Source organism: Streptomyces violaceusniger Tu 4113 (assembly GCF_000147815.2).
GTDB lineage: Bacteria > Actinomycetota > Actinomycetes > Streptomycetales > Streptomycetaceae > Streptomyces > Streptomyces violaceusniger_A.
Genome location: NC_015957.1, coordinates 4,881,142 through 4,902,276 on the forward strand (window position 1 = coordinate 4,881,142; position 21,135 = coordinate 4,902,276).

Sequence of the window (21,135 nt, forward strand, 5' to 3'; positions counted from 1 at the left end):
AACGGTGTATCGGTTCAGTGGCATGAAACGGCGGTCGCCGGCGCCGCCGCGGCGGCGGGCGCCTTGGCCGCAGGGGCCATGGCGGCACGGCGCTCCGCCCGTATCTGGGTCAGGCGCAGGACGAGGGCGGCGGCGGCGATCACCGCGATCGCCAGGGCGTAGATCCCGGTGGCGGTCCTCACTCCCAGGACGGTGACCGCGATTCCGCCGAGGACGGAGGGCACGCTGTTTCCCAGATAGGCGATGATGTTCGCCAGGGCGAAGACCTCGCTGCGCTCGTGCGGCTTGGCGATCCGGGCGAAGGTGCCGAACGTCGCCAGCGCCGACGCGCCCACGCCGAGACCCGCAACGACGGTGCCGACAGCGGCAAGCCAGGCGAGGTCATCGGCGACCCCGGCAAGCGATATCAGGGTGCCGAGTCCGAGCAGTGCGGACGAGGGGGCCAGCAGCGAGGACGCGGAACGGGAGCGGAGCAGGAAGACCGCGAGCGCTCCGGTACCCGTCAGCAGCATCACCACGACGCCGCCGATCAGATGGCTGCGCAGCCCCAGCAACTCGGCCGCGACGGAGGGGCCGAGTGAGAGGTACATCCCGGCCAGGGCCCAACTGGCGATCATCGCCGGCACCACCGGCACGATGTCCGCGCGCAGGTGCGCGGGCATGGCGACCCGTGGGCGCAGGGAGGCGACGGCTCCCGGCCGGCGGAGCGACGTCTCCGGCATGAGGGCGACGACCACCGCCGCCAGCGCCATTGCGCCGAACAGCAGCGTGTAGACCAGCCGGGTGGGGGCGGGGCCGAATTCCACCAGCACACCGCTGCCGAGGGCACCCAGAGCGAGCCCGGTCAGGGGAGACACCGAGGTGATGACGCCTGCGCGCCCGCGGGCGTGCGACGGCTCGAGATCGACGAGGGTGGCGCTCAGCGTGGTCGTCGCCGCCCCGGTCGCGATGCCCTGCAGCACCCGGGCGGCGGACAGGACGAACACGTCCCCGGCGAAGGAGAACAGGACGAGCGCGACCATCTCCAGCCCGATCGCCGCGGCGAGTACCGGCCGGCGGCCGAGATGGTCCGACAGCGCTCCGACGACGAGCAAGGAGCCCAGCAGGCCGACCACGTACAGGGCGAAGACGACGGACAGCACCCACGCCGTGAAATGCCATTGCTGCTGGTAGATCGCGTAGAGCGGGGACGGTGCGCTGGAAGCGGCCAGGAAGAGGACGAGGATGGCGCCCACGTAGGGGAAGGCACCCTTCCACGGTGCGCGGTGCGGATCTCCGGCGGGCGGTCCGGCGGTGGCTGCAGGTGGAGCAGACATGTGATTCTCGCAGTGATCGATGCGTTAGCGGCTTCACGCTACCGTAAACGCATTGATCGCTGCATTCAAACGCAGTGATCGATGCCATACTGGTCACATGTCGACTCGCGCCGCCCCTCCGCCCCACACCGGCAGCCGGCCCGGCGGCCGCTCCGCCCGAATCCGCGCGGCGGTCCACCGGGCGGTCGAGGAGCTGCTCACCGACGAGGGCGACGAACTGCTGACGATCCCGGTCGTAGCCGCCCGCGCGGGCGTGCACGCCACCACGGTCTACCGCCGCTGGGGCTCCGTCGGCGAGCTGCTCACCGACGTCGCGACCAGCCGTTTCTCCGGCGATATCGTGGTGCCGGACACCGGAAGCCTCCGCGAGGACCTGGAACGCTACGCATCCGGCCTCGCCAAGGACCTCAACGACCCGGACACCCTCCCTCTGGTGCGCGCCACCATCGGCACAGCCGGAGATCAAGGCGCCAGCGCATGCACGGGAGAACGCCGGCAACAGCTCCAGGCCATGCTCGAACGGGAACAGGCCCGGGGCAATGAGACCCCGACCGTCGAACGCGTCACGGACGCCGTGATCGCCCCCCTCTACTACCGGGCGGTCTTCACCGACCAGGCCCTGACCCCCGAATGGACACGCACCCTGGTGTCCAACCTGCTGCCGGACTGACAACACCCACACCCCGGTGTCCGATGAAGGCGAAGGGCGCCCAGCCCAAGGCCCGGCGCCGGTGCTGAGCGTGTGCGGGTGGTCGGCTACGTCTCCCCACTGCTCACTGAGCGGACCGGCCTCTCTGCAACGGGCACCCTGGGTGAGGCAGATCCCCGCCACGCCGCTGTCTGAGCACTGCCGCACACGACGTCGTTGCCCGCCGCGGAGTCCGACGTCGGTGGGACTGTCACCCCCCAGGCGCGTTCCACAGCTCACTGAGCTCCGCCCAGTCCGGGGCCGGTCCAGGCAGGATGGCGGCTCGATCGGCGGCCGGGGTGCGCAGTCCGGCGAGGACCAGGTCCAGGTAGCGCAGGTGGAGCGCAGTGGCACGCTCACCGGTGACGGGAATCCGCGCAGCGAGATGTTCGAGCAGCAACGGGATGTCGGCGGAGGTGAAATCCGCACTTAGCACCCCGGCCCGGTGCGCGCCTCCCACCAGGTCGTCCAGCGCGGCCCGCAACCGGTCGGCGGCGGCCACGACTTCGTTCGTGGCCGGCAGCCGCCCGCCGACCTGTGGGAGAAGGGGACCGCTTGACCCCTGGGCCGCCAACGCGTCGTGCAGGAAACGGGCGAAGGCGGCCCATGCGTCCGGTTCTTCGGCGAGTGCCGTGTGCGCCTGGGCGACAAGCTGCTCCATGCCCGCGAGCCGCATGCGCTGGGCCAGTAGTTCCTTGCTGGGGTAGCGGCGGTAGAGACTGCCCATGCCGATGCCCGCTCGACGGGCGATCTCCGAGACGGGGGCGTCCCAGCCGCGCTCGGCGAAGACTTCGCGTGCGGCCTGCATGAGACGGGCGTCGTTGCGGTCCGCCTCACGTTGGCGGCCTCGCGGTCTGGCAGCGTGCGTGTCACCCATGGCGCAGCATTCTCCCTTACGGGCGGGCCACCCCGTGCCCACCGTCGACGGTGAGCACCGAGCCGGTGACGAAGCCGGCGTCGTCACCGACGAGCATCGCGATCGCCCGGGCCACGTCCTCAGGTTCCGCGACCCGTCCGAGCGGGGTGCGCTCCACCAGGCGCTGCTGGAACTCCTGCGGCATGCCGGCGCTGGCCTCGGTACGCACGAAGCCGGGCGCCACAACATTGACCTTGATGCCGAGTGGACCGGCTTCGTAGGCGACGAAGCGGGCGAAGGTGTTCAGAGCGGCCTTGGCGGTGCCATGGGCGGCCATGCCCGCGGTGGGCGGACCGTCGGCCACGGCGCTGGAGACGTACAAGATCCGTCCCTGCCCTCGCGCGCCCATGATCGCCAGGGCCTGCTGGGTGAGGGTGTAGACGGACGCCAGTTCGTCCATCACCTTCCTCTTGAAGTCGTCCCAGGGCAGGGTCTGCACGGGGGTCGGGGTGAAACGGGCGCCGGCGTTGCAGACAAGGACATCCAGGCGTCCGTCGACGGTGGCGCGCTTCAGCAGTTCGGCTGCCTGGCCGGGGTCGTACACATCGGCCTGCACGGCGAAGGCGTCGCCGCCGTCGGCCTCGATGAGCTTGACCACCTGGTCGGCCGCCTCACGGTTCGAGAAGTAGTTGACCGCCACGCGGTATCCGCGAGCCGCGAGTTCACGCGAAGTCGCCGCGCCGATTCCCCGGCTGCCGCCGGTCACCAGAGCCGTCGGCCTGCCTGTCGCCTTCATGTGTCCTCCGTGTCGGCGGAACGAAGTGTGTCGCGTTCAATCTATCGGAGCGGAGCGCTCCGCTCAAAATTCGTGCGCCTGGCCGGGCGCGCACGAGAGGTGGAGCTGGAGGCGAGGACCGTGGACTGGTCGGAGGCGGCGCTCCCGCCGGGGGCGCCGGCTCTCCGTCCCGGGCCTCGGACGTGCATGGCGTTCCGGCGCCCCGCACCCGCCTGCGCTTGGGCCACGCTCGGGGGCAGGTCGCGAGGTGGTGGCGGGACGCGGCCGTTCCCTCAGGGCTTTGCGGAATCAGCCGGCCGTCGTGGTTCGAGGACAGGTGGCGGGCTCAGGCGTCGTGGACTTCGATGCCGGTGGCGAAGGCGAACTGAGCGCGCCCGGCCATGTGTCGGCGGTCTTCCAGGACGCCCGGCTGCTGCCGTGGAAGCGGGTGCCGGCCGATGTGGCGCTGGGGTTCAACGGCGCGGATTCCGAGGAGCGGGCGCGCGCGGCGCTCGCCGAGGGTGCCCTCCGGGTAGCAGGGGGATCATCCGGGGAGCCGGGTGGTAGCCGTTTCGTCAGCGCTGATGCGCTGACGGAAGTGCAGGTCGCCGGGGTTCCGCACAATGAGACACCTAAAGGTGTCCATTGACAGCGGCTTCCGTGGTCACGACCATAAGGGGTATGCACTCGACGCATCCGGGCGTGCTCTGCCGCTACGTGGACTACCTGCGCACCGCCAGCGCTCTTTGTCGCTGAGCGGCGATTTTCACCGTCCCTGGGAGCGCTCGGCACCTTGTAGGTGACCGCTTCCCGCCACCGGCCCGGCCCGGGATTCCTCCTCGACTCCCGTGAGCCCGGGCGTGATCAGCCGCCCCCGGATCGACGGCCTTGCTCCGGCCGTCCCCGGAGCCGTGCGCGGTGTTCGTAGGCGCGGTGTTCAGCGACGGGCCGCGGCCTCGCCGGTGACGGTCCGCGTCCGCCGCGCCGATCACCACGCTCCCAGGGACCGGACCACCGCCGGCGCCGCGCTCCGTACGACCCACCGCGGGCGCCGCACCCCGTACGACCACGACCGCCGACGCGACAGCCACTCCGGAGACCCCCGTGACCCCCACCACCAACCGGACCCACCGTCCCACCGCCCTGCCGCCCCTGGACCTCGACCGGCTTCCCGCGCTCACCGCGGCACTGGCCGTCCGCGCCCCCGCACACGACCGCGACGCCTCCTTCCCCACCGAAGGGGTCGCTCTGGTCCACGAAGCCGGGCTGCTCACCGCCACCGTTGCCACGCGGCACGGCGGGCCCGGGGCCGGGCTCGCCGACACCGCCCGCATCCTGCGCGCCCTCGGCGCCGGGGACCCGGCCGTGGCCCTGGTGGCGGCCATGACCCTGTTCGTCCACGCCGCCGAGGCCCGTACGCCCGCCTGGCCGGCCGCCGTCTACGGCGACTTGCTCGCCGCGTCGGCCGCGGGCCCAACCCTGGTCAACGCCCTGCGCGTCGAGCCGGAACTCGGCAGCCCGGTCCGCGGCGGGCTGCCCGCCACCACCGCGCGGCGCGACGGCGGCCACTGGCTGCTGACGGGCCGGAAGATCTACTCCACGGGGGCGATCGGGCTCAGCCGCATGCTGGTCTTCGCGCGCACCGAACCCGGCGACGGGGAGCCCGTACGCGTCGGCACCTTCATCGTCCGCACGGGCAGCCCCGGGCTGACCGTGGAGCCGACCTGGGACCACGTCGGTCTGCGGGCCAGCCGCAGCGACGACGTCGTCCTGGATTCCGTACCGGTCCCCGCCGACGACGTCATCGGCCTCACCGAGCCCGGCGACACGCCGGGCGCCCGCCCCGACCCGGTGACCGGGGCCTGGAACGCCCTCGGCCTGACCGCTCTCTACCTCGGCGTCGCGGGCGCCGCCCGTGACTGGCTGACCGGCTTCCTCCACGAGCGCGTGCCCACCGCCCTCGGCGCGCCGCTCGCGACCCTGCCCCGCTTCCAGAGCGCCGTCGGCGAGATCGAGACGGCCCTCATCGGCGCCGACACACTCGTGGACGCGCTCGCCGCCCGCGTCGACGCGGGCGATCCGGAGGCCGTCGAACAGGCGGGAGTCGCCAAGGTCCTCGGCACCCGCGCCGCCATCACCGCCGTCGACCAGGCCCTCACGCTCACCGGAAATCACGGCCTCACACACGCCAACCCGCTCCAGCGGCATTACCGGGACGTGCTCTGCAACCGCGTGCACACCCCGCAGGACGACTCCGTCCTCACCGCCACCGGCCGCGCGGCACTGGCCCGCCGGTTCACGTCCGACATGTCCAACCCGCCCGCCCCGAAAGGCGATTGACCCATGGCTCCAGACTCCCCATCACCCGCATCGCCGGTCGAGTTCATCGGCATGACCGAGACCCGGGAGGCCCGATGACCACCGCACCCACCGTGCCCGCCACCACGGTGCACAACTGGCAGCCATCCACCGGAATCCTGCCGCGGGGCACCCTCCTCGTCCTGCCCGGCCGCGGCGAACACGGCGGCACATACGAGCGCTTCGGCCGCCGACTCGCGGCGGACGGCTATGTCGTGCACGCCCTCGATACAGCCCCGGAGCACACGGCACGAGAGGTGCTGACCAAGGTGGCGGCGGCCGCGGGTGAACGCCCGGCCGCGCCGCTCGTCCTCATCGGCAGCGACACCGGCGCCCTCCAGGCCCTGCACACGGCCGCCGACACCGATGCGCCGCTCGCGGTGGCGGGCCTGATCCTCGCCGGGACCGCGCCGACGACGCATGGGCCCGCGCCGGCCGCCGGATCCGCGGCCGGCGACCACGTCTGCGACTGGGAAACCGAGTTGGCGGCGCGTACCGCTTGCCCGACCCACCGCAAGAAGATCACCGACGACCGGGAATTCGTCCGAGGTCGCCTCTTCGGCCCCGTACCGGCGCATCTGCTCCCCGACACCCGGCCCGACCTCCCCGCCCTGGTCCTGCATGGCGAGGCGGACCCGATCTCTCCGCTGGAGCAGGCCCGCGGCCTGGCCGAACGGCTGCCACACGCGACCCTCGGCGTACTGCACGAGGGCGTGCACGACGTGCTGAACGACGCCACCCACCGCACCACTGCAGCCACCATCGTGCTGTGGCTGGAACGCCTGCGCGCCGACCGGGGGATGAGCCCGATCCTCACCCTCGAAACCGGCGCACACCCCGCACATTCCTGACCGTCCGGCACCGCTCTCCGGGAAGGGAATCAGCATGACCGTGTCCACCGACCGCCCCGCCACCGAACCGGCGACCGCCCTCACCGGAGCCGACGGGGGCGACATACTCCGCCGGACCCTGCGCAGGCACGCGGCCGGCGTCACGGTCATCACCGTGCCGGGGCCCGCCGGGTTCACCGCGACCTCGTTCACCTCCGTCTCACTCGACCCGCCCCTGGTCTCGTTCTACCTCGGCACCACCGCCTCGACCGCCGGCGCCGTCCAGCGCGCGGACCGTTTCGCCGTCCATGTGCTGGGCGCCCACAACGCCGCGCTCGCGGAGCGGTTCGCCCGCAGTGGCACCGACCGCTTCTCGGGTGTCTCCTGGCAGGACGCGGGCGACGGACTCCCCGTGCTCGACGGAGTACCGGCCTGGCTCACCGCCCGCGTGACCCGGTGTGAAGAGGTCGGCGACCACTTCCTCGTCATCGGCGAGGTTCGGTCCGGAGGCGGTCCCGCCGAGGGCCCCGCCCTCGTCCACCACGACGGCGCGTTCGCCACCGCTGTCAGCCTCACGTCGTCGACCGCCATGTGACAGGGAGCCGCACCATGCCGCTGACCTCGAAACCCCTACGGAAGCTGGGTTTCCTGACCATAGGGCTGTTCGACGGGGCCGACCCTCACCGGGGCCATGAGTCGACACTGGGGATCATCGAGATGGGCGAGCGGCTGGGCTTCGACAGCGCCTGGGTGCGCCACCGCCATCTGCAATACGGCATCTCCTCCCCGATGGCCGTGCTGGCGGCGGCTTCGCAGCGCACCAGCCGCATCGAGCTGGGCACCGCGGTCATACCCGTGGGATGGGAGAACCCGCTGCGGCTGGCCGAAGACCTGGCGACAGTCGACATCCTGTCCCGGGGCCGCCTCAACCCGGGCGTCAGTGTCGGTCCGCCGAACCACTACGACCAGGTCAAGGGCGCGCTCTACCCCGACACCGCCGATCTCGAGGACTTCAGCCACGAGCGGGTGCGACGACTGCTGGACTTCGTACGCGGCGAACCGGTCACCGACTTCAGCGGGGTCGAGGGCTTCGAGGTGTTCTCCGACCGTGTCCAGCCGCACTCCCCGGGGCTCGGCCGCCGCATGTGGTACGGCGGTGGCAGCCTGCGGTCGGCCCAGTGGGCCGGTGAGCACGGAATGAACCTGCTCACCAGCAGTGTCGTGAAGGCGGAGGAGTCCGAGGACTTCGCCGAGATCCAGCTCTCGCACATACGGACCTTCCGCGCCCACCACCCCGACGGCGACCGTGCCCGCGTTTCCCAAGGGCTTGTCGTCATCCCCACCGACACCGCCTCGCCGGGGCAGCGCGCGAAGTATGAGCAGTACGCCCTGCAGCGCATGCCGCGTACGGCCACGCCCCAGGGGCCGGCGCGGATGATGTTCGCGCCCGATCTCGTCGGCACCTCCGAGGAGATCGCCGAACGGCTTGCCTCCCATGCCGCCTTCCGGGAGGTCGACGAGGTGGCGTTCGCTCTGCCCTTCACCTTCGACCACGAGGACTACGTCCAGATCCTCACGGACATCGCCACCCGGCTCGGCCCGGCGCTGGGCTGGCAGGCGGCCCCGTAGCGCGCATCACGCCCACGCCGCCCGACGTGGGCGCGTCACAGCGGGCGCAGCACCCATGACCAGCGGTATGTGCCGGGGCCCAGCCGGTAGCGCGGGAGCGTGTCCGGGCCGCAGGACGCGGTGCCGAGGCCACGGTGGGCGGCGTCGAGATGGACCACGCACCGCGGCCTGGGGGCCAGCTCGTCGTGGTGGGAGGCGGCCGCGAGGTCGGCCGCGCGGTACCGGGTGACCGAGACCTGGCGGGGCGCGTCCAGCCGCACGCCGAGACCGGTGCCGGTGTCCGACAGCAGCGCGAAGCGGCGTACGCCGGACCGGCCGCCGCTCTCCTGGGGGCGCAGATAAGGGGTGAACAGGCTGTCCACGCGGGCCCGGTGGTGGCCCACCGGGCCGCCCGTCCGCCGGTCCGGGTAGGTCTCCCAGGGGCCCTGGCCGTACCACTGAAGGTGGTTCAGCCCGGCCACCGTCTCGAAGACCGTGCCCACGCGTGCGACGTCGGTCAGCCCCTCGGGGAGGACGGCGGTCTCCTCGATCAGCAGGCCGTCGTCATTGAGGAGGCCGAAGACCTGCTCGTGCTCGACGGGCCCGGCGCCGGTCGGGTAGACGGAGCGCACGCGGACGCGGCCGTCCGTCCGGTCGACGGAGACGGGTTCGCGGACGAGCCGGTCGAGGCCCAGCGCGCGCCAGTGGTCCGCGGCGCCGCCCAGCAGGTCGTTGTCGGTGGGCGCCCGCCACAGGCTCAAGGCGGGCGGGCAGGTCAGCAGCGGATGGCGCATCAGCCCTTCCGCGTCGACGCCGGGGGAGTGGCCGGACACCGCCACGGGCACCGCCACGGGCATCGCCACCGGCACCGCCGCCAGCGGCGCCGGGGCGGACCGTTCGCGCATCTGGATCTGGGGTGCGCACACCTCGGTGCCGCGCGGCGCCCAGGGTTCGTCGTGGCGCGTGGTCACATACAGCGTCAGCCATGCCTCGCCGCCGCCGGCGGCGCCCGCGGCGGGCAGTTCGGCCAGCAGCCCGTGGGGCAGGGGCAGGTCCGCCGAAGCCCTGGGCGGGAGGTCGGGCAGTACGGCCGGGGCGGTGCGGGTGCCGCCGTCCTCGACGGACAGCCGCCACTCGGCCGTCAGCCAGGACACATCGCGGAAGTGCTGGGCGTTGGTGACGCGCGGCGGGCGGTCAGGATCGCTCCGGGTCAGCCGCAGCGGGGCGGCGATCTCGCGGTGCTCGTACATCGCGGGTTTCGGGGTGCGGTCGGGGAAGACCAGACCGTCCGCGCAGAACGCGCCGTCGTTCGGCACATCTCCGAAGTCCCCGCCGTACGCCCAGCGGTAGCCGTCGGCCGCCACCCCGTGGGCGTAGGCGCCGGACGCGGCAGGGCCGGCGGGGCGGCCGGTGGCCCGGCGCTGGAGGATGCCGTGGTCCCAGAACTCCCAGATGAAGCCGCCCTGGAGACCCGGGGTGGTCTCGATGGCCGCCCAGTGGTCGGCGAGGGTGCCGTTGCTGTTGCCCATGGCGTGCGAGTACTCGCACAGGATGAGCGGCTTGGTCTGCTCGCCGGAGGCGGCGTGCGCGGTGATCTCGTCCAGCGACGCGTACATCGGGCAGAGGATGTCGGAGGCGATGTCCGCCCCGGACCAGTCGGTCTTGGCCGCCCCCTCGTACTGCAGCGGGCGGGTCGGGTCGTAGCGGCGCAGCCAGCCCGCGGCCGCGTCATGGTTCGCGCCGTAGTCGCTCTCGTTGCCCAGCGACCACACGATGACGCACGCGTGGTTCTTGTCCCGCAGGACCATGCGCGAGACCCGGTCCACGAACGCGCCCAGATAGCGAGGGTCGTCGGCGATCTCGTGGGCGTGGTCGTGGCTTTCGATGTCGGCCTCGTCGACGAGGTAGAGGCCCAGCTCGTCGGCGAGGTCCAGCAGCGCGGGGTCGTTCGGGTAGTGCGCGGTGCGAACGGCGTTGAAGCCGAAGCGCTTGATGGTCTCCAGGTCGGCACGCATGTCGCCCGGGGTGACGGTGCGGCCGGTGAGCGGGTGGAAGTCGTGCCGGTTGACGCCCCGGATGAAGACGCGTTCGCCGTTGATCAGCAGGTCGTTGCCCACGATCTCGACGGTGCGGAAGCCCACGCGGTGGCGGGAGGTGTCGGCGATGGATCCGTCGGGGCGGTGCAGCCGGATGTCGAGCCCGTACAGCTCGGGCGTCTCGGCGGACCAGCGGCGTACGTCGGGCACGGTGGCGAGGAGGCGCGCCTCGCCGAGGAAGTCCGAGACCCGGTCCTCCCGGACACACCAGGCGGCGTACTCCTCGTCGGGGGTGAGTTCGCCGACCCCGTCGAGGTGTCCGGACACGCGCCAGCCCGCGGGCAGTGGCCCGTCCGCGTGGCGCACCTGGACCTCCACGCGCAGCCGTCCGTCGGCGGGGGCGGTGATCTTCACGTCGGCCAGATGCAGCGGATCGGTGGCGTAGAGGAGGACGGGGCGGGTGATGCCGCCGTGCCACCAGTGGTCCTGGTCCTCGATATGCGAGGCGTCGGACCACTTGACCACGGTCAGCCGTACGGTGTTGGCCTCCCCGGTCCGCACCGCGTCGGTGATGTCGAACTCGGACGCGAGGTGCGAGTCCTTGCCGATGCCCACGGCCCGGCCGTTCACCTCGGCGATCAGCACGCTGGTCGCGGCGCCGACGTGCAGGATGACGCGGCGCCCGGCCCAGTCGGCCGGGATGTCGACGTCGCGCTCGTGTACGCCGGTGGGGTTGGCGGCGGGGGAGTGCGGCGGGATGTCGGGCCAGGGCATGCGCCAGTTGGTGTACTGCGGCAGGTCGTCGGTGTCCTGAGTGGTCCAGGCGCCGGGCACCTTCAGATGCCGCCAGTCCTCGGACGGGGGCACCTCCGGCGCGGGCAGCAACTGGAAGCGCCAGTGGTCGTCGTCCAGCGAAAGAGCGCCCGCCCCGCGGTCCACGGCGTGCATCGACAGCCGTCGCCAGGAGGTGAGCTCGGGCGACTCCCAGGGACGCAGGTCCATCGGGCGCGGATTTAGAGGAGGCGGGTCCGACGGAGGCGGGTCCATCGGGGGCGTATGCAGCGGACGCGGATCCATCAGCGGATGGCCCCCTTGGCGAGGTCCGCCATGATCTGGCGGGCGCCGATGAAGAACACGACGAGCAGCGGGATCAGGGCGAGCAGCGCGCCGGCCATCACCATGCCGTAGTCGGTGGTGCCGTTCACGCTGTTGAGCTGCGAGAGGGCGACCTGGAGCGTCACATGGTCCGGGTTGATCAGGGCGATCAGTGGCCAGGCGTAGTCGTTCCACTGGCCCATGAAGGTGAAGATGCCGAGGAAGGCGAGGCCGGGCCGGACCACGGGCAGCGCCACGTGCCAGTACTGGCGGAGGAAGCCGCAGCCGTCCAGCCGGGAGGAGTCCATGAGCTCGTCGTGGATGGAGCCCTTCATGTACTGGCGCATCCAGAAGATCCCGAAGGCGTTGGCGGCCGCCGGGATGACGAGCGAGGTGAGGGAGCCGATCCAGCCGAGCTTCGCCATGATCACGAACTGCGGGATGGCCTGGAGCTGGGCGGGCACCATGAAGATGCCCATCATGATGACGAACAGCGCCCGGCGGCCCGGGAAGTGGAACTTCGCGAAGACGAAGGCCGCGAGCGAGTCGAAGAACAGCACGAGGAAGGTCACCGAGACGGCGACGACCAGGGTGTTGAACATCGACCCGAAGAAGTCGATCTTCTGGAAGAGATGGTGGACGTTCTCGTCGAAGTGCGAGCCCGGCAGCAGCTTCGGCGGGTACTGGAAGATCTCGGTCGACGAATGGGTCGACATCACGATGGTCCAGTAGAACGGGAAGAGCGAGACGAGCACACCGGCGATCAGCGAGATGTGCAGGGTCAGCCCTCTGGCGCGGGTACCCTTCATGCCTTTCACGATGGTCTCTCCCTCTACTTTTCCCCGCGCTGTACCAGGCGCCAGTTGACGATCGAGAAGATGGCGACGACCAGGAAGATGCCCCAGGCGATGGCCGCGCCGTAGCCGAAGTCGTTGTTGTCGAAGCTCTGCTGGAAGAAATAGAGGACCATCGTCTGGCCGGCGTTGCCGGGGCCGCCCGCGAAGGTGGAGGTGTTGTTGGTGTTGGCCAGCAGCACCTGCGGCTCGGTGAAGCTCTGCAGTCCGGTGACGGTCGAGACGACCAGGGCGAAGAGGATGATCGGCCGCATCATCGGCACGGTGATCCGGAAGAAGGTCTGCACGGGCCCGGCGCCGTCGACGCGGGCGGCCTCGTAGAGCTCGCTCGGAATGGTCTGGAGCCCGGCGAGGAAGATCAGCGCGTTGTAGCCGGTCCACTGCCAGGTCATCAGCACGGCAATGGAGATCTTGATGCCCCAGTCCGTGTTCAGCCAGGCCACCTGATCGAGCCCGAGCCCCTGCAACACGGCGTTCGCGAGGCCGAAGTTGGTGGAGAAGATCGAGGTGAAGATGATCGCCACGGCGACGACCGACGTGACGTTCGGAAGGAAGTACGCGAAGCGGTAGAAGTTCTTGAACCGCACCGCGGAATTGAGCATCACCGCGGTCACCAGCGCGATGAACAGCATCGGCAGGGTGGCGATCGCCCAGATGATCAGGGTGTTGGTGAGGGAGTTCCAGAACTGCGAATCGCTGAGGAGATAGCGGTACTGCGACAGGCCCGCGTACTCCATCGAGCCGAGGCCGTCCCACCGGTGGAAGGACAGATAGAGCGAGAAGCCCACCGGGATCAGGCCGAAGCACAGGAAGAGCAGATAGAAGGGCGAGATCGCCAGATACAGCCGCCAGTACCCGAGCACCGAGCGGGGCTTCGGGCGCACGACGGCGGATCTCACGCCGTCGTCGGCGGGCGCGCCGAGCGTGGGGGCGGCACCTACTCCGGTCATGTCCGCACTCCCAGGTGGTCCGCTATGCGCCGGCACTTGGCCATGGCGTCCTTCCACGCCCGGCGGGGATCCTTGCCCAGGGCGTTCACAGTGCGCAGTTCGTCGGAGACCGCTTGGTCCAGGGCGTAGTCGTACGGGCTGTGGTAGGCGATCGGGATCTTCTCGGCCGTGGGGCCGAAGACATCGATGGTGGCCTGGCCGCCGAAGAACGGGTCCGGGGCGCGCATCGCCCCCTGCTGGTACGAGGCGGGGGTGGACGGGAAGAGCGTGGCGTCGGTGAAACCGCGGGTCTGGTTGTCCGCGTTCAGCAGCCAGGTGACGATCTCGAAGGCCAGCTCGGGTTCCCGGCAGGACTTGGTGATCGCCAGGAAGGAGCCGCCGTTGTTGGCCGGGCCGCCGGGCAGGGCGGCCACCCGCCACTTCCCCTTGGTCTTGGGCACGGTCAGCTTGAGGTCGCCGGCCACCCAGGAGGCGCCGATCTGGCTGGGCAGCAGGCCGTTCTCGATGGCCGCGTTGCCGTCCGGGGTGCCGGACTGGTACCGGGAGCACAGGCCGCGCTCGTACGCGTCGATCGCCATGTTCCAGGCGCGGCGCACATGCTCGTGGTCGCCGATGAAGCGCCGTTCCTCATCGACATACCGCAGGGTGCCCTGCGCGATCATGTACTGGTAGATCGTGAGCGCGTCGATGACCATATGCGCGCCGCGGACCTTCTTCTTCAGCCGCTCACCGGCCGCCAGGTACTTCTCCCAGGTGTCCATCTCCTTGCCGACCTCCGCCGGATCGGTCGGCAGCCCCGCCCGGTCGAACACCTCGGGCATGAAGTAGTGGGCGACCGGGCCGGTGTCGATGGGAAAGCCGATCATGCTGCCGTCGGGAGCGATGCCCTCGGCCCACTTCCAGGGCAGGTACTGGTCCTTGAGCTTCTCCGCACCGAGCGTGCGCAGATCGATGAACTGCTCCGCGTTGGGCAGGTACGAGGCCATGTCCTCGCCCTTGAGACCGGTGATGTCGGGTACGTAGGCGCGCCCGGTCATCGTGGTCAGCAGCTTGGATTTGAAGTAGCCGCCGATCTGGGCGGGTTTGAGCGCGACATCGGTGAAGCGCTTTTTGGCATCCGCCACGACCTTGTCGCTCAGCCCGCCGGTCCAGTACCAGAGGGTCATGTTCCGGCCGGTCGATCCGTTCGGTACCGAGCAGCCTGCCGTGGTGCCGCCGAGCGTCGCGGTCGCTGTGGTGGCGAGGCCCGCGTACAGCAGTGCTCTTCGCGAGAGGTGCACCGATCCCACCGCCTTTCGGGTAGTACGCACTGCGATTACAGGGTGTGGGGGGTGACGGGTGTGGTGTGCGGGGCGGGGCCGGGGTCCTCGGGGATGCGGTCCGCCAGGAATCCGTAGGTGCGCCGGAGCGCGGGGTCGCGGCTGCCGGTGGTCCGCCACCACTGGTCGACGCCGTGCCAGCCCGGTGCGGCGAGCGCGCCGCCGTGCCGCGTGACGGACAGGCCCGCGGCCAGTCCCGCGAAGCGCAGCCGGTCGGGAAGCGGCCAGCCGGCGAGGGTCGCGGCGGTGAAGCTCGCGCCGAAGACGTCCCCGGCTCCGGTCGCGTCCACGACATCGATGTCGAGCGCGGCGACCTCGGCGGCCTCGCCCGACGTCTGATCGATGGCGAGGGCGCCGTGCGGGCCGCGCGTGACGACGGCGACCGGCACGATATCGGCGAGCTTGCCGAGCGCGGCCCGCGCGCTGTCGGTGCGTGTGTAGCCCATCGCCTCGCCCTCGTTGGGCAGGAAGGCGTGGCAGCGGGAGAGCTGGTCGAGCAGCTCGCCGGACCAGGCCCCCGTGGGGTCCCAGCCGACATCGGCGAAGATCTTCGTGCCCGCGGCGGCGGCCTTCGCGATCCACGCCTGGGGCTCGGTGCCGAGGTGCGCGATGGCCGCCCGTGCCCCCGGGGCGCCGGCCATCAACTCGTCCTGTGGGTAAGGGGGTTCCTGGCCGTGCGTGATCAGTGCGCGGTCGTGTCCCTGGGCGATCGAGACGGTCACGGGCGTGTTCCAGCCGGGTGCCGTGCGCGAGAGAGTGAGGTCGACGCCCTCTTGCCGGGCGAGGATGTCGCGGCAGTACGCCCCGTAGAAGTCGTCGCCGAAGACGGTGGCCAGCGAGGTGGCGAGGCCGAAGCGGGCGGCGGCCACCGCCAGGTTGGCGATGCCTCCGGGGCCGCAGCCCATGCCCTGGGTCCAGATCTCCTCACCCGGTGCCGGCGGGCGGCCGAGCCCGGTCATCACGAGGTCGTAGAAGAGCAGACCGGTCACCAGGACATCGGGTCCGGCGGCGTCGGGAGCCCGTTCCCCGGGCGGGGGAGGTTCGGCCACGAGCTCCTCCTCTCGTCAAAAGTGTGCAGAAGTGCAGCGCATTGCAGAGGATCGTGCGGGCTCTGCGCAAAAATGGCAAGAGGGTGCACGTAGATGCATAGAAATGATTGAGATTGACGAGTAGGCTGCTCGCCGTGCTGGCTGAACGACGACATCAGATGATCCTCCGCGCCCTGCGGTCCGGGGGCCCGGCGGCCGTGACCGACCTCTCTGAACAGCTCGGCGTCTCCGCCGCGACCGTCCGGCGCGACCTGCTGAAGCTGGAGGAGGAGGGACTGCTCACCCGCGTCCACGGCGGCGCGGTCGTCGAGGAGGGCGACCAGCCCTTCGCGGAGGTCGCCGGGGTGCGCGTGGCGGAGAAGGACGCCCTGGCGGTGGCGGCCGCGGACATGATCGAGGACGGGCAGTCGGTGCTGCTGGACATCGGCACCACCGCCTACCGGCTCGCCCGGCAACTGCACGGCCGACGGCTGACCGTCATCACCAGCAACCTGGTGGTGTTCGAGGAGCTGGCCGACGACACCGCCGTGGAGCTGGTGCTGCTCGGCGGCGTACTCCGGCGCGAATACCGCTCCCTGGTCGGATTCCTCACCGAGGACAACCTCCGCCAGCTCCACGCCGACTGGCTCTTCCTGGGGACCAGCGGCGTCCGTCCCAGCGGGCAGATCATGGACACCACGGTCATCGAGGTCCCGGTGAAACGGGCGATGATAGCGGCCAGTGACCAGGTGGTGCTCCTCGCCGACGCGGGCAAGTTCCCCGGCACCGGCATGACCAAGGTCTGCGGCCCCGAGGACCTCGACGCAGTAGTGACCAACGCCCCCTCGGACTCGGCCACGTGCTCGGTGTTCGAGCAGGCAGGAGTAAAGGTGGTGCGGGTGTGAAGCTGACCATTCTCGGCGGCGGCGGGTTCCGGGTGCCGCTCGTGTACGGGGCGCTGCTCGCCGACCGCTCGCCGGGCCGCGTCACCCATGTCACCCTCCACGACCTGGACGCCGGCCGGCTGGGCGCCGTCGCCCGGGTCCTGGCCGAACAGGCCGCGGCGAGCCCGGGAGGCACCGCCCGGCCGGAGGCCGGGGGAGCGCCCACGGTGTCCCACACCACCGACCTCGACGAGGCGCTGCGCGGCGCCGGCTTCGTCTTCTCCGCGATCCGCGTCGGCGGACTCGAAGGCCGCGCGGCCGACGAGCGCGTCGCCCTGGACCACGGTGTCCTCGGCCAGGAGACGGTGGGCGCGGGCGGCATCGCCTACGGGCTGCGCACGGTCCCCGTCGCCGTCGACATCGCCCGGCGGGTCGCCCGCCTGGCCCCCGACGCCTGGGTCATCAACTTCACCAACCCCGCGGGCCTGGTCACCGAGGCCATGTCCCGCCACCTCGGCGACCGGGTCATCGGCATCTGCGACTCGCCGGTGGGCCTCGGCCGCCGGGTCGCCCGCGCGCTCGGCGCCGACCCGGACCGCGCGTGGATCGACTACGTCGGCCTGAACCACCTCGGCTGGCTGCGCGGCCTGCGCGTCGCCGGGCGCGACGAACTCCCGCGTCTGCTCGCCGACCCCGAGGCGCTCGGCTCGTTCGAGGAGGGCAAGCTCTTCGGCCCCGAGTGGCTCGCCTCCCTCGGCGCGATTCCCAACGAATACCTGCACTACTACTACTTCAACCGGGAAGCGGTACGCGCCTACCGCGAGGCCGAGCAGACCCGCGGCGCCTTCCTCCGCGACCAGCAGGCGCGGTTCTACGAGGTGATGGAGCAGGGCCACGCCCCGGCGCTCGCGACCTGGGACCGCACCCGCGCCGAGCGCGAGGCCACCTACATGGCGGCCAACCGCGAGGCGGCGGGCGCCGGCGAGCGCGACGCGTCGGACCTGGAGTCCGGCGGCTACGAACAGGTCGCCCTCGCCCTCATGCGCGCCATCGCCCGCGACGAGCGCACCACCCTCATCCTCAACGTCCGCAACCGCACCACGCTGGGCGCACTCGACGAGGACGCCGTCATCGAGGTCCCCTGCCTGGTGGACGCGAGCGGCGCGCACCCCGTCTCCGTCGACCCGCTGCCCGGCCACGCCACCGGCCTGGTGTGCGCCGTCAAGGCCGTCGAGCGTGAGGTCATGAACGCCGCCGACAGCGGCTCCCGCGCCACCGCCGCCAAGGCGTTCGCCCTCCACCCCCTCGTCGACTCGGTCGCCGTCGCCCACCGCCTCGTCGACGGCTACACCACGGCACACCCCGGACTCGCCTACCTGAACCGCCCGTAGGAGCCCTCGCGATGCATGACGAACGCCGCCGCATCGAGGACCGCGTCCAGCGCGTCCTCACCCAGCGCATCCAGCCCGCCGCCCACTCGGCCTCCGTGCCCTTCACGATCGAGGCGTGGCAGGCGCCCGACGAACCGGTGCCCTTCGCCGAGGCGGCAGGGGCGCCGTACGAGCCCTTCACCACCGGGACGCCCTGGGGCCCGCCCTGGGGCACCACCTGGTTCAAGGTCCACGGCGAGGTCCCCGCCGCGTGGGCGGGCAAGCGCGTCGAGGCCGTCTTCGACCTCGGCTTCGTCGGCGACTGGCCGGGCAACCAGGCCGAGGCGCTGGTCCACACCCCCGACGGCGCCCCGCTCAAGGCGGTCAACCCGCAGAACCAGTACGTGCCGGTGGCGAACCCCGCCGAGGGCGGCGAACACGTCTCGTACCTCATCGAGGCCGCCTCCAACCCCGACATCCTCGAAGGCGACTTCAGCCGCCCCACCCCGCTCGGCGACAAGCTCACGGCGGGCCGCGCCCCCCTCTACACCTTCGGCCGCGCCGACCTGGCCGTACTGGACGAACAGGTGTGGCACCTGGGCCTGGACCTCAGCGTGCTGCGCGAGCTGATGCTGGAGCTGAGCGAGCACGACCCCCGCCGCCACGAGATCGCCCACGCCCTCGACCGCGCCCTGGACCGGCTGGACCTGGACGACATCTCCGGCACCGCCACCGAGGTACGCGACGCCCTGCGCGGTGTGCTCGAGCGCCCCGCGAACGCCAGCGCCCACACCCTCTCGGCCGTCGGCCACGCGCATATCGACTCCGCCTGGCTGTGGCCCATACGCGAGACCAAGCGCAAGACATCGCGCACGTTCTCCAACGTCACGGCGCTCGCCAAGGAGTACCCGGAGTTCATCTTCGCCTGCTCGCAGGCGCAGCAGTACGCCTGGGTCAAGGAGCACTACCCCCAGGTCTGGGACCGCATCCACGAGGCCGTGCGCAACGGGCAGTGGGCGCCGGTCGGCGGCATGTGGGTGGAGGCCGACGGCAACCTGCCCGGCGGCGAGGCCCTGGCCCGCCAGCTCATCCACGGCAAGCGCTTCTTCCTGGACGAGTTCGGCATCGAGACCAAGGGCGTGTGGCTGCCCGACTCCTTCGGCTACAACGCCTGCTTCCCGCAACTGGCCCGGCTGGCCGGGAACGAGTGGTTCCTGACCCAGAAGCTCTCCTGGAACCAGACCAACAAGCTGCCCCACCACACCTTCTGGTGGGAAGGCATCGACGGCTCCCGGGTCTTCACCCACTTCCCGCCGGTGGACACCTACAACGCCGAGTTCTCCGGCCAGGAGATGGCCCACGCCGTACGCAACTACCAGGACAAGGGACGCGGCACCCGCTCCCTGGCACCCTTCGGACACGGCGACGGGGGCGGCGGTCCCACCCGCGAGATGATGGAGCGGGCCCGCCGGCTGGCCAGCCTGGAGGGCTCCGCGAAGGTCGTCATCGAGCACCCCGACGACTTCTTCGCCGCCGCCCGGGCCGAATACCCCGACGCCCCGGTGTGGACCGGCGAGCTCTATCTGGAGCTGCACCGCGCCACCTACACCTCGCAGGCCCGCACCAAGCAGGGCAACCGGCGCAGCGAGCATCTGCTGCGCGAGGCGGAGCTGTGGTCGACGGCCGCCGCGCTGCACGCCGACCGCCCCTACCCGTACGAGCGTCTCGACCGGCTGTGGAAGACGGTGCTGCTCCACCAGTTCCACGACATCCTGCCGGGCTCGTCGATCGCCTGGGTGCACCGCGAGGCCGAGGCGGAGTACGCGCGGGTGGCGGCGGAGCTGACGGACCTCACGGCGGAGGCGATGGCGGCGCTGCGCGGTGCCGCCGCGCCCGGATCCGGCGCGCAGGTGTTCAACACGAGCCCCCGCCCGCGCGCCGAGGTCGTCGCCGTCCCCGCGGGCACGGCCGAAGGCCAGCCGCTGGCGGACGGCACCGTCGCCGTCTACGCGCGGGTGCCGGCGTCCGGCGCCGCCCCGCTGACCGCGGCCGCCGCCCCGGCTCCGGAGCCCGTCACCGTCACCGGCGGCCGCGTCCTGGACAACGGCCTGGTCAGGGTCGAGCTCGCCGAGGACGGCACGCTCGCCTCGGTACGGGACCTGGTGGCCGGCCGTGAGGTCCTGGCCCCGGGCGCCGCGGGCAACCTCCTCCGACTCCACAGCGACCTGCCCAACTACTGGGACGCCTGGGACATCGACAAGCACTACCGGCAGCGCTGGACCGATCTGCTCGACGCCGACGCGGTCACCGTCGCCGACCAGGGCCCGCTGCTCGGCGCCCTGCGCGTGGAGCGTGCCTTCGGCAAGGACGGCCGCTCGCGCATCGTCCAGACCATCACCGTCCGCGCGGGCAGCCGCCGTATCGACTTCGCGACCGAGATCGACTGGCACGAGGCCGAGAAGATCCTCAAGGCCGCCTTCCCCATCGACATCCACGCGGACCGGTCGACCGCCGAGATCCAGTTCGGCCATGTCCACCGCCCGACCCACACCAACACGAGCTGGGAGGCGGCCCGTTTCGAGGTGTACGGCCACCGCTGGGTGCATGTCGCCGAGCCGGGCTACGGCGTGGCGGTCCTCAACGACTCGACCTACGGGCACGACGTGGCCCGCACCACCCACGAGAGGGGCGAGGGCACCGGCGGTACGACGACCACCGTCCGGCTCAGCCTGGTGCGCGCCCCGCGGGTGCCCGACCCCGAGGCCGACCAGGGCATCCACCGCTTCACCTACGCCCTCCTGCCCGGCGCGACCATCGAGGACGCGATCGCCGAGGGCTACGCCCTCAACCTTCCGCTGCGCGTCGCCGACTCCGGCGCGGCCGTGGCGCCGCTGGTCACCACGGACGGCCCGGCCGCCGTCGTCGAGGCGGTCAAGCTCGCCGACGACCGTTCGGGCGATGTCGTGGTGCGGCTGTACGAATCGCTCGGCGGCCGTACCCGCACCACGCTCCGCCCCGGCTTCTCCCACACCGGCGCCACCGTCACCGACCTGTTGGAACGCCCGCTCACCGAGGTCCAGGACGCGCCGAGGACCGATGCGGACGGCAACGTCACGGTGAATCTGCGCCCCTTCCAGATCCTGACCCTGCGGCTGAAGAGGAGCTGAC

Annotated in this window: 17 protein-coding genes; 9 read left to right on the forward strand and 8 right to left on the reverse strand. The window is 71.4% G+C overall.

The window, feature by feature from the left end:
* Positions 1–14: 14 nt before the first annotated feature.
* Positions 15–1,316 carry an MFS transporter gene (locus STRVI_RS20100; RefSeq protein ID WP_014057515.1) on the reverse strand — a complete coding sequence of 434 codons (1,302 nt, stop codon included), beginning with the start codon at positions 1,314–1,316 and terminating at the stop codon, positions 15–17.
* Between the two features lie 97 nt (positions 1,317–1,413).
* On the opposite strand from STRVI_RS20100, the gene STRVI_RS20105 reads away from it, so the two are divergent.
* The gene (locus tag STRVI_RS20105; RefSeq protein WP_014057516.1) at positions 1,414–1,986 is read left to right on the forward strand and encodes a TetR/AcrR family transcriptional regulator; all 573 of its coding nucleotides are present in this window, start codon (positions 1,414–1,416) and stop codon (positions 1,984–1,986) included.
* Between the two features lie 229 nt (positions 1,987–2,215).
* Here STRVI_RS20105 and STRVI_RS20110 read toward each other — a convergent pair whose 3' ends face one another.
* Together STRVI_RS20110 and STRVI_RS20115 are read right to left on the reverse strand one after the other, a co-directional pair.
* On the reverse strand, positions 2,216–2,881 hold the full coding sequence (locus tag STRVI_RS20110; RefSeq protein WP_014057517.1) for a TetR/AcrR family transcriptional regulator: 666 nt from the start codon (positions 2,879–2,881) through the stop codon (positions 2,216–2,218).
* 16 nt (positions 2,882–2,897) lie between these two features.
* Positions 2,898–3,656, reverse strand: coding sequence for an SDR family oxidoreductase (locus STRVI_RS20115; RefSeq protein WP_014057518.1), 759 nt, complete (start codon positions 3,654–3,656; stop codon positions 2,898–2,900).
* A gap of 334 nt (positions 3,657–3,990) precedes the next feature.
* Here STRVI_RS20115 and STRVI_RS53500 point away from each other — a divergent pair, with 334 nt between their 5' ends.
* The 5 genes from STRVI_RS53500 to STRVI_RS20140 all read left to right on the forward strand — a co-directional run bounded on the left by STRVI_RS53500 (position 3,991) and on the right by STRVI_RS20140 (position 8,452).
* Positions 3,991–4,284 (forward strand): hypothetical protein, encoded by a 294-nt coding sequence (locus tag STRVI_RS53500; protein ID WP_043236171.1) that lies wholly within the window; start codon positions 3,991–3,993, stop codon positions 4,282–4,284.
* Positions 4,285–4,739: 455 nt separating this feature from the next.
* Positions 4,740–5,975: an acyl-CoA dehydrogenase family protein gene (locus STRVI_RS20125; protein WP_014057519.1), complete on the forward strand. Its 1,236-nt coding sequence runs from the start codon at positions 4,740–4,742 to the stop codon at positions 5,973–5,975.
* A 74-nt stretch (positions 5,976–6,049) separates the two neighbouring features.
* The gene (locus STRVI_RS20130) at positions 6,050–6,844 is read left to right on the forward strand and encodes an alpha/beta hydrolase (RefSeq protein ID WP_014057520.1); all 795 of its coding nucleotides are present in this window, start codon (positions 6,050–6,052) and stop codon (positions 6,842–6,844) included.
* 34 nt (positions 6,845–6,878) lie between these two features.
* A complete protein-coding gene (locus tag STRVI_RS20135) occupies positions 6,879–7,418 on the forward strand; it encodes a flavin reductase family protein (protein ID WP_014057521.1) in 540 nt (179 codons plus the stop codon).
* A 14-nt stretch (positions 7,419–7,432) separates the two neighbouring features.
* Positions 7,433–8,452, forward strand: a complete 1,020-nt coding sequence (locus STRVI_RS20140) for an LLM class flavin-dependent oxidoreductase (protein ID WP_014057522.1) — start codon at positions 7,433–7,435, stop codon at positions 8,450–8,452.
* Between the two features lie 35 nt (positions 8,453–8,487).
* On the opposite strand, the gene STRVI_RS20145 is transcribed toward STRVI_RS20140, so the two are convergent.
* The 5 genes from STRVI_RS20145 to STRVI_RS20165 all read right to left on the reverse strand — a co-directional run bounded on the left by STRVI_RS20145 (position 8,488) and on the right by STRVI_RS20165 (position 15,734).
* Positions 8,488–11,469, reverse strand: a complete 2,982-nt coding sequence (locus STRVI_RS20145; RefSeq protein ID WP_043236174.1) for a glycoside hydrolase family 2 TIM barrel-domain containing protein — start codon at positions 11,467–11,469, stop codon at positions 8,488–8,490.
* Positions 11,470–11,543: 74 nt separating this feature from the next.
* Complete coding sequence (locus tag STRVI_RS20150) at positions 11,544–12,371, reverse strand: carbohydrate ABC transporter permease (RefSeq protein ID WP_043236177.1); 828 nt, start codon at positions 12,369–12,371, stop codon at positions 11,544–11,546.
* 23 nt (positions 12,372–12,394) lie between these two features.
* Entirely contained in the window at positions 12,395–13,366 is a 972-nt protein-coding gene (locus STRVI_RS20155; RefSeq protein ID WP_014057525.1) for a carbohydrate ABC transporter permease, read from the reverse strand.
* The gene (locus tag STRVI_RS20160; RefSeq protein ID WP_014057526.1) at positions 13,363–14,646 is read right to left on the reverse strand and encodes an extracellular solute-binding protein; all 1,284 of its coding nucleotides are present in this window, start codon (positions 14,644–14,646) and stop codon (positions 13,363–13,365) included. Before STRVI_RS20160 ends, STRVI_RS20155 begins: the two co-directional genes overlap by 4 nt.
* 35 nt (positions 14,647–14,681) lie before the next feature.
* Positions 14,682–15,734, reverse strand: a complete 1,053-nt coding sequence (locus STRVI_RS20165; RefSeq protein WP_014057527.1) for a PfkB family carbohydrate kinase — start codon at positions 15,732–15,734, stop codon at positions 14,682–14,684.
* Positions 15,735–15,868: 134 nt separating this feature from the next.
* On the opposite strand from STRVI_RS20165, the gene STRVI_RS20170 reads away from it, so the two are divergent.
* The 3 genes from STRVI_RS20170 to STRVI_RS20180 are packed head-to-tail and all read left to right on the forward strand — an operon-like array spanning position 15,869 to position 21,134.
* Positions 15,869–16,618 (forward strand): DeoR/GlpR family DNA-binding transcription regulator, encoded by a 750-nt coding sequence (locus STRVI_RS20170; RefSeq protein WP_014057528.1) that lies wholly within the window; start codon positions 15,869–15,871, stop codon positions 16,616–16,618.
* Positions 16,615–17,988 (forward strand): 6-phospho-beta-glucosidase, encoded by a 1,374-nt coding sequence (locus STRVI_RS20175; RefSeq protein WP_014057529.1) that lies wholly within the window; start codon positions 16,615–16,617, stop codon positions 17,986–17,988. The genes STRVI_RS20170 and STRVI_RS20175 overlap by 4 nt, the downstream gene beginning before the upstream one ends.
* An 11-nt stretch (positions 17,989–17,999) precedes the next feature.
* Positions 18,000–21,134: an alpha-mannosidase gene (locus tag STRVI_RS20180; RefSeq protein WP_014057530.1), complete on the forward strand. Its 3,135-nt coding sequence runs from the start codon at positions 18,000–18,002 to the stop codon at positions 21,132–21,134.
* Position 21,135: the final 1 nt, after the last annotated feature.

Excerpts from the sequence above, each read along its gene's own strand:
- STRVI_RS20100 (WP_014057515.1), bottom strand. The coding sequence starts at position 1,316 with ATGTCTGCTCCACCTGCAGCCACCGCCGGACCGCCCGCCGGAGATCCG.
- STRVI_RS20105 (WP_014057516.1), top strand. The coding sequence starts at position 1,414 with ATGTCGACTCGCGCCGCCCCTCCGCCCCACACCGGCAGCCGGCCCGGC.
- STRVI_RS20110 (WP_014057517.1), bottom strand. The coding sequence starts at position 2,881 with ATGGGTGACACGCACGCTGCCAGACCGCGAGGCCGCCAACGTGAGGCG.
- STRVI_RS20115 (WP_014057518.1), bottom strand. The coding sequence starts at position 3,656 with ATGAAGGCGACAGGCAGGCCGACGGCTCTGGTGACCGGCGGCAGCCGG.
- STRVI_RS20130 (WP_014057520.1), top strand. The coding sequence starts at position 6,050 with ATGACCACCGCACCCACCGTGCCCGCCACCACGGTGCACAACTGGCAG.
- STRVI_RS20135 (WP_014057521.1), top strand. The coding sequence starts at position 6,879 with ATGACCGTGTCCACCGACCGCCCCGCCACCGAACCGGCGACCGCCCTC.
- STRVI_RS20140 (WP_014057522.1), top strand. The coding sequence starts at position 7,433 with ATGCCGCTGACCTCGAAACCCCTACGGAAGCTGGGTTTCCTGACCATA.
- STRVI_RS20145 (WP_043236174.1), bottom strand. The coding sequence starts at position 11,469 with ATGGACCTGCGTCCCTGGGAGTCGCCCGAGCTCACCTCCTGGCGACGG.
- STRVI_RS20150 (WP_043236177.1), bottom strand. The coding sequence starts at position 12,371 with ATGAAGGGTACCCGCGCCAGAGGGCTGACCCTGCACATCTCGCTGATC.
- STRVI_RS20155 (WP_014057525.1), bottom strand. The coding sequence starts at position 13,366 with ATGACCGGAGTAGGTGCCGCCCCCACGCTCGGCGCGCCCGCCGACGAC.
- STRVI_RS20180 (WP_014057530.1), top strand. The coding sequence starts at position 18,000 with ATGCATGACGAACGCCGCCGCATCGAGGACCGCGTCCAGCGCGTCCTC.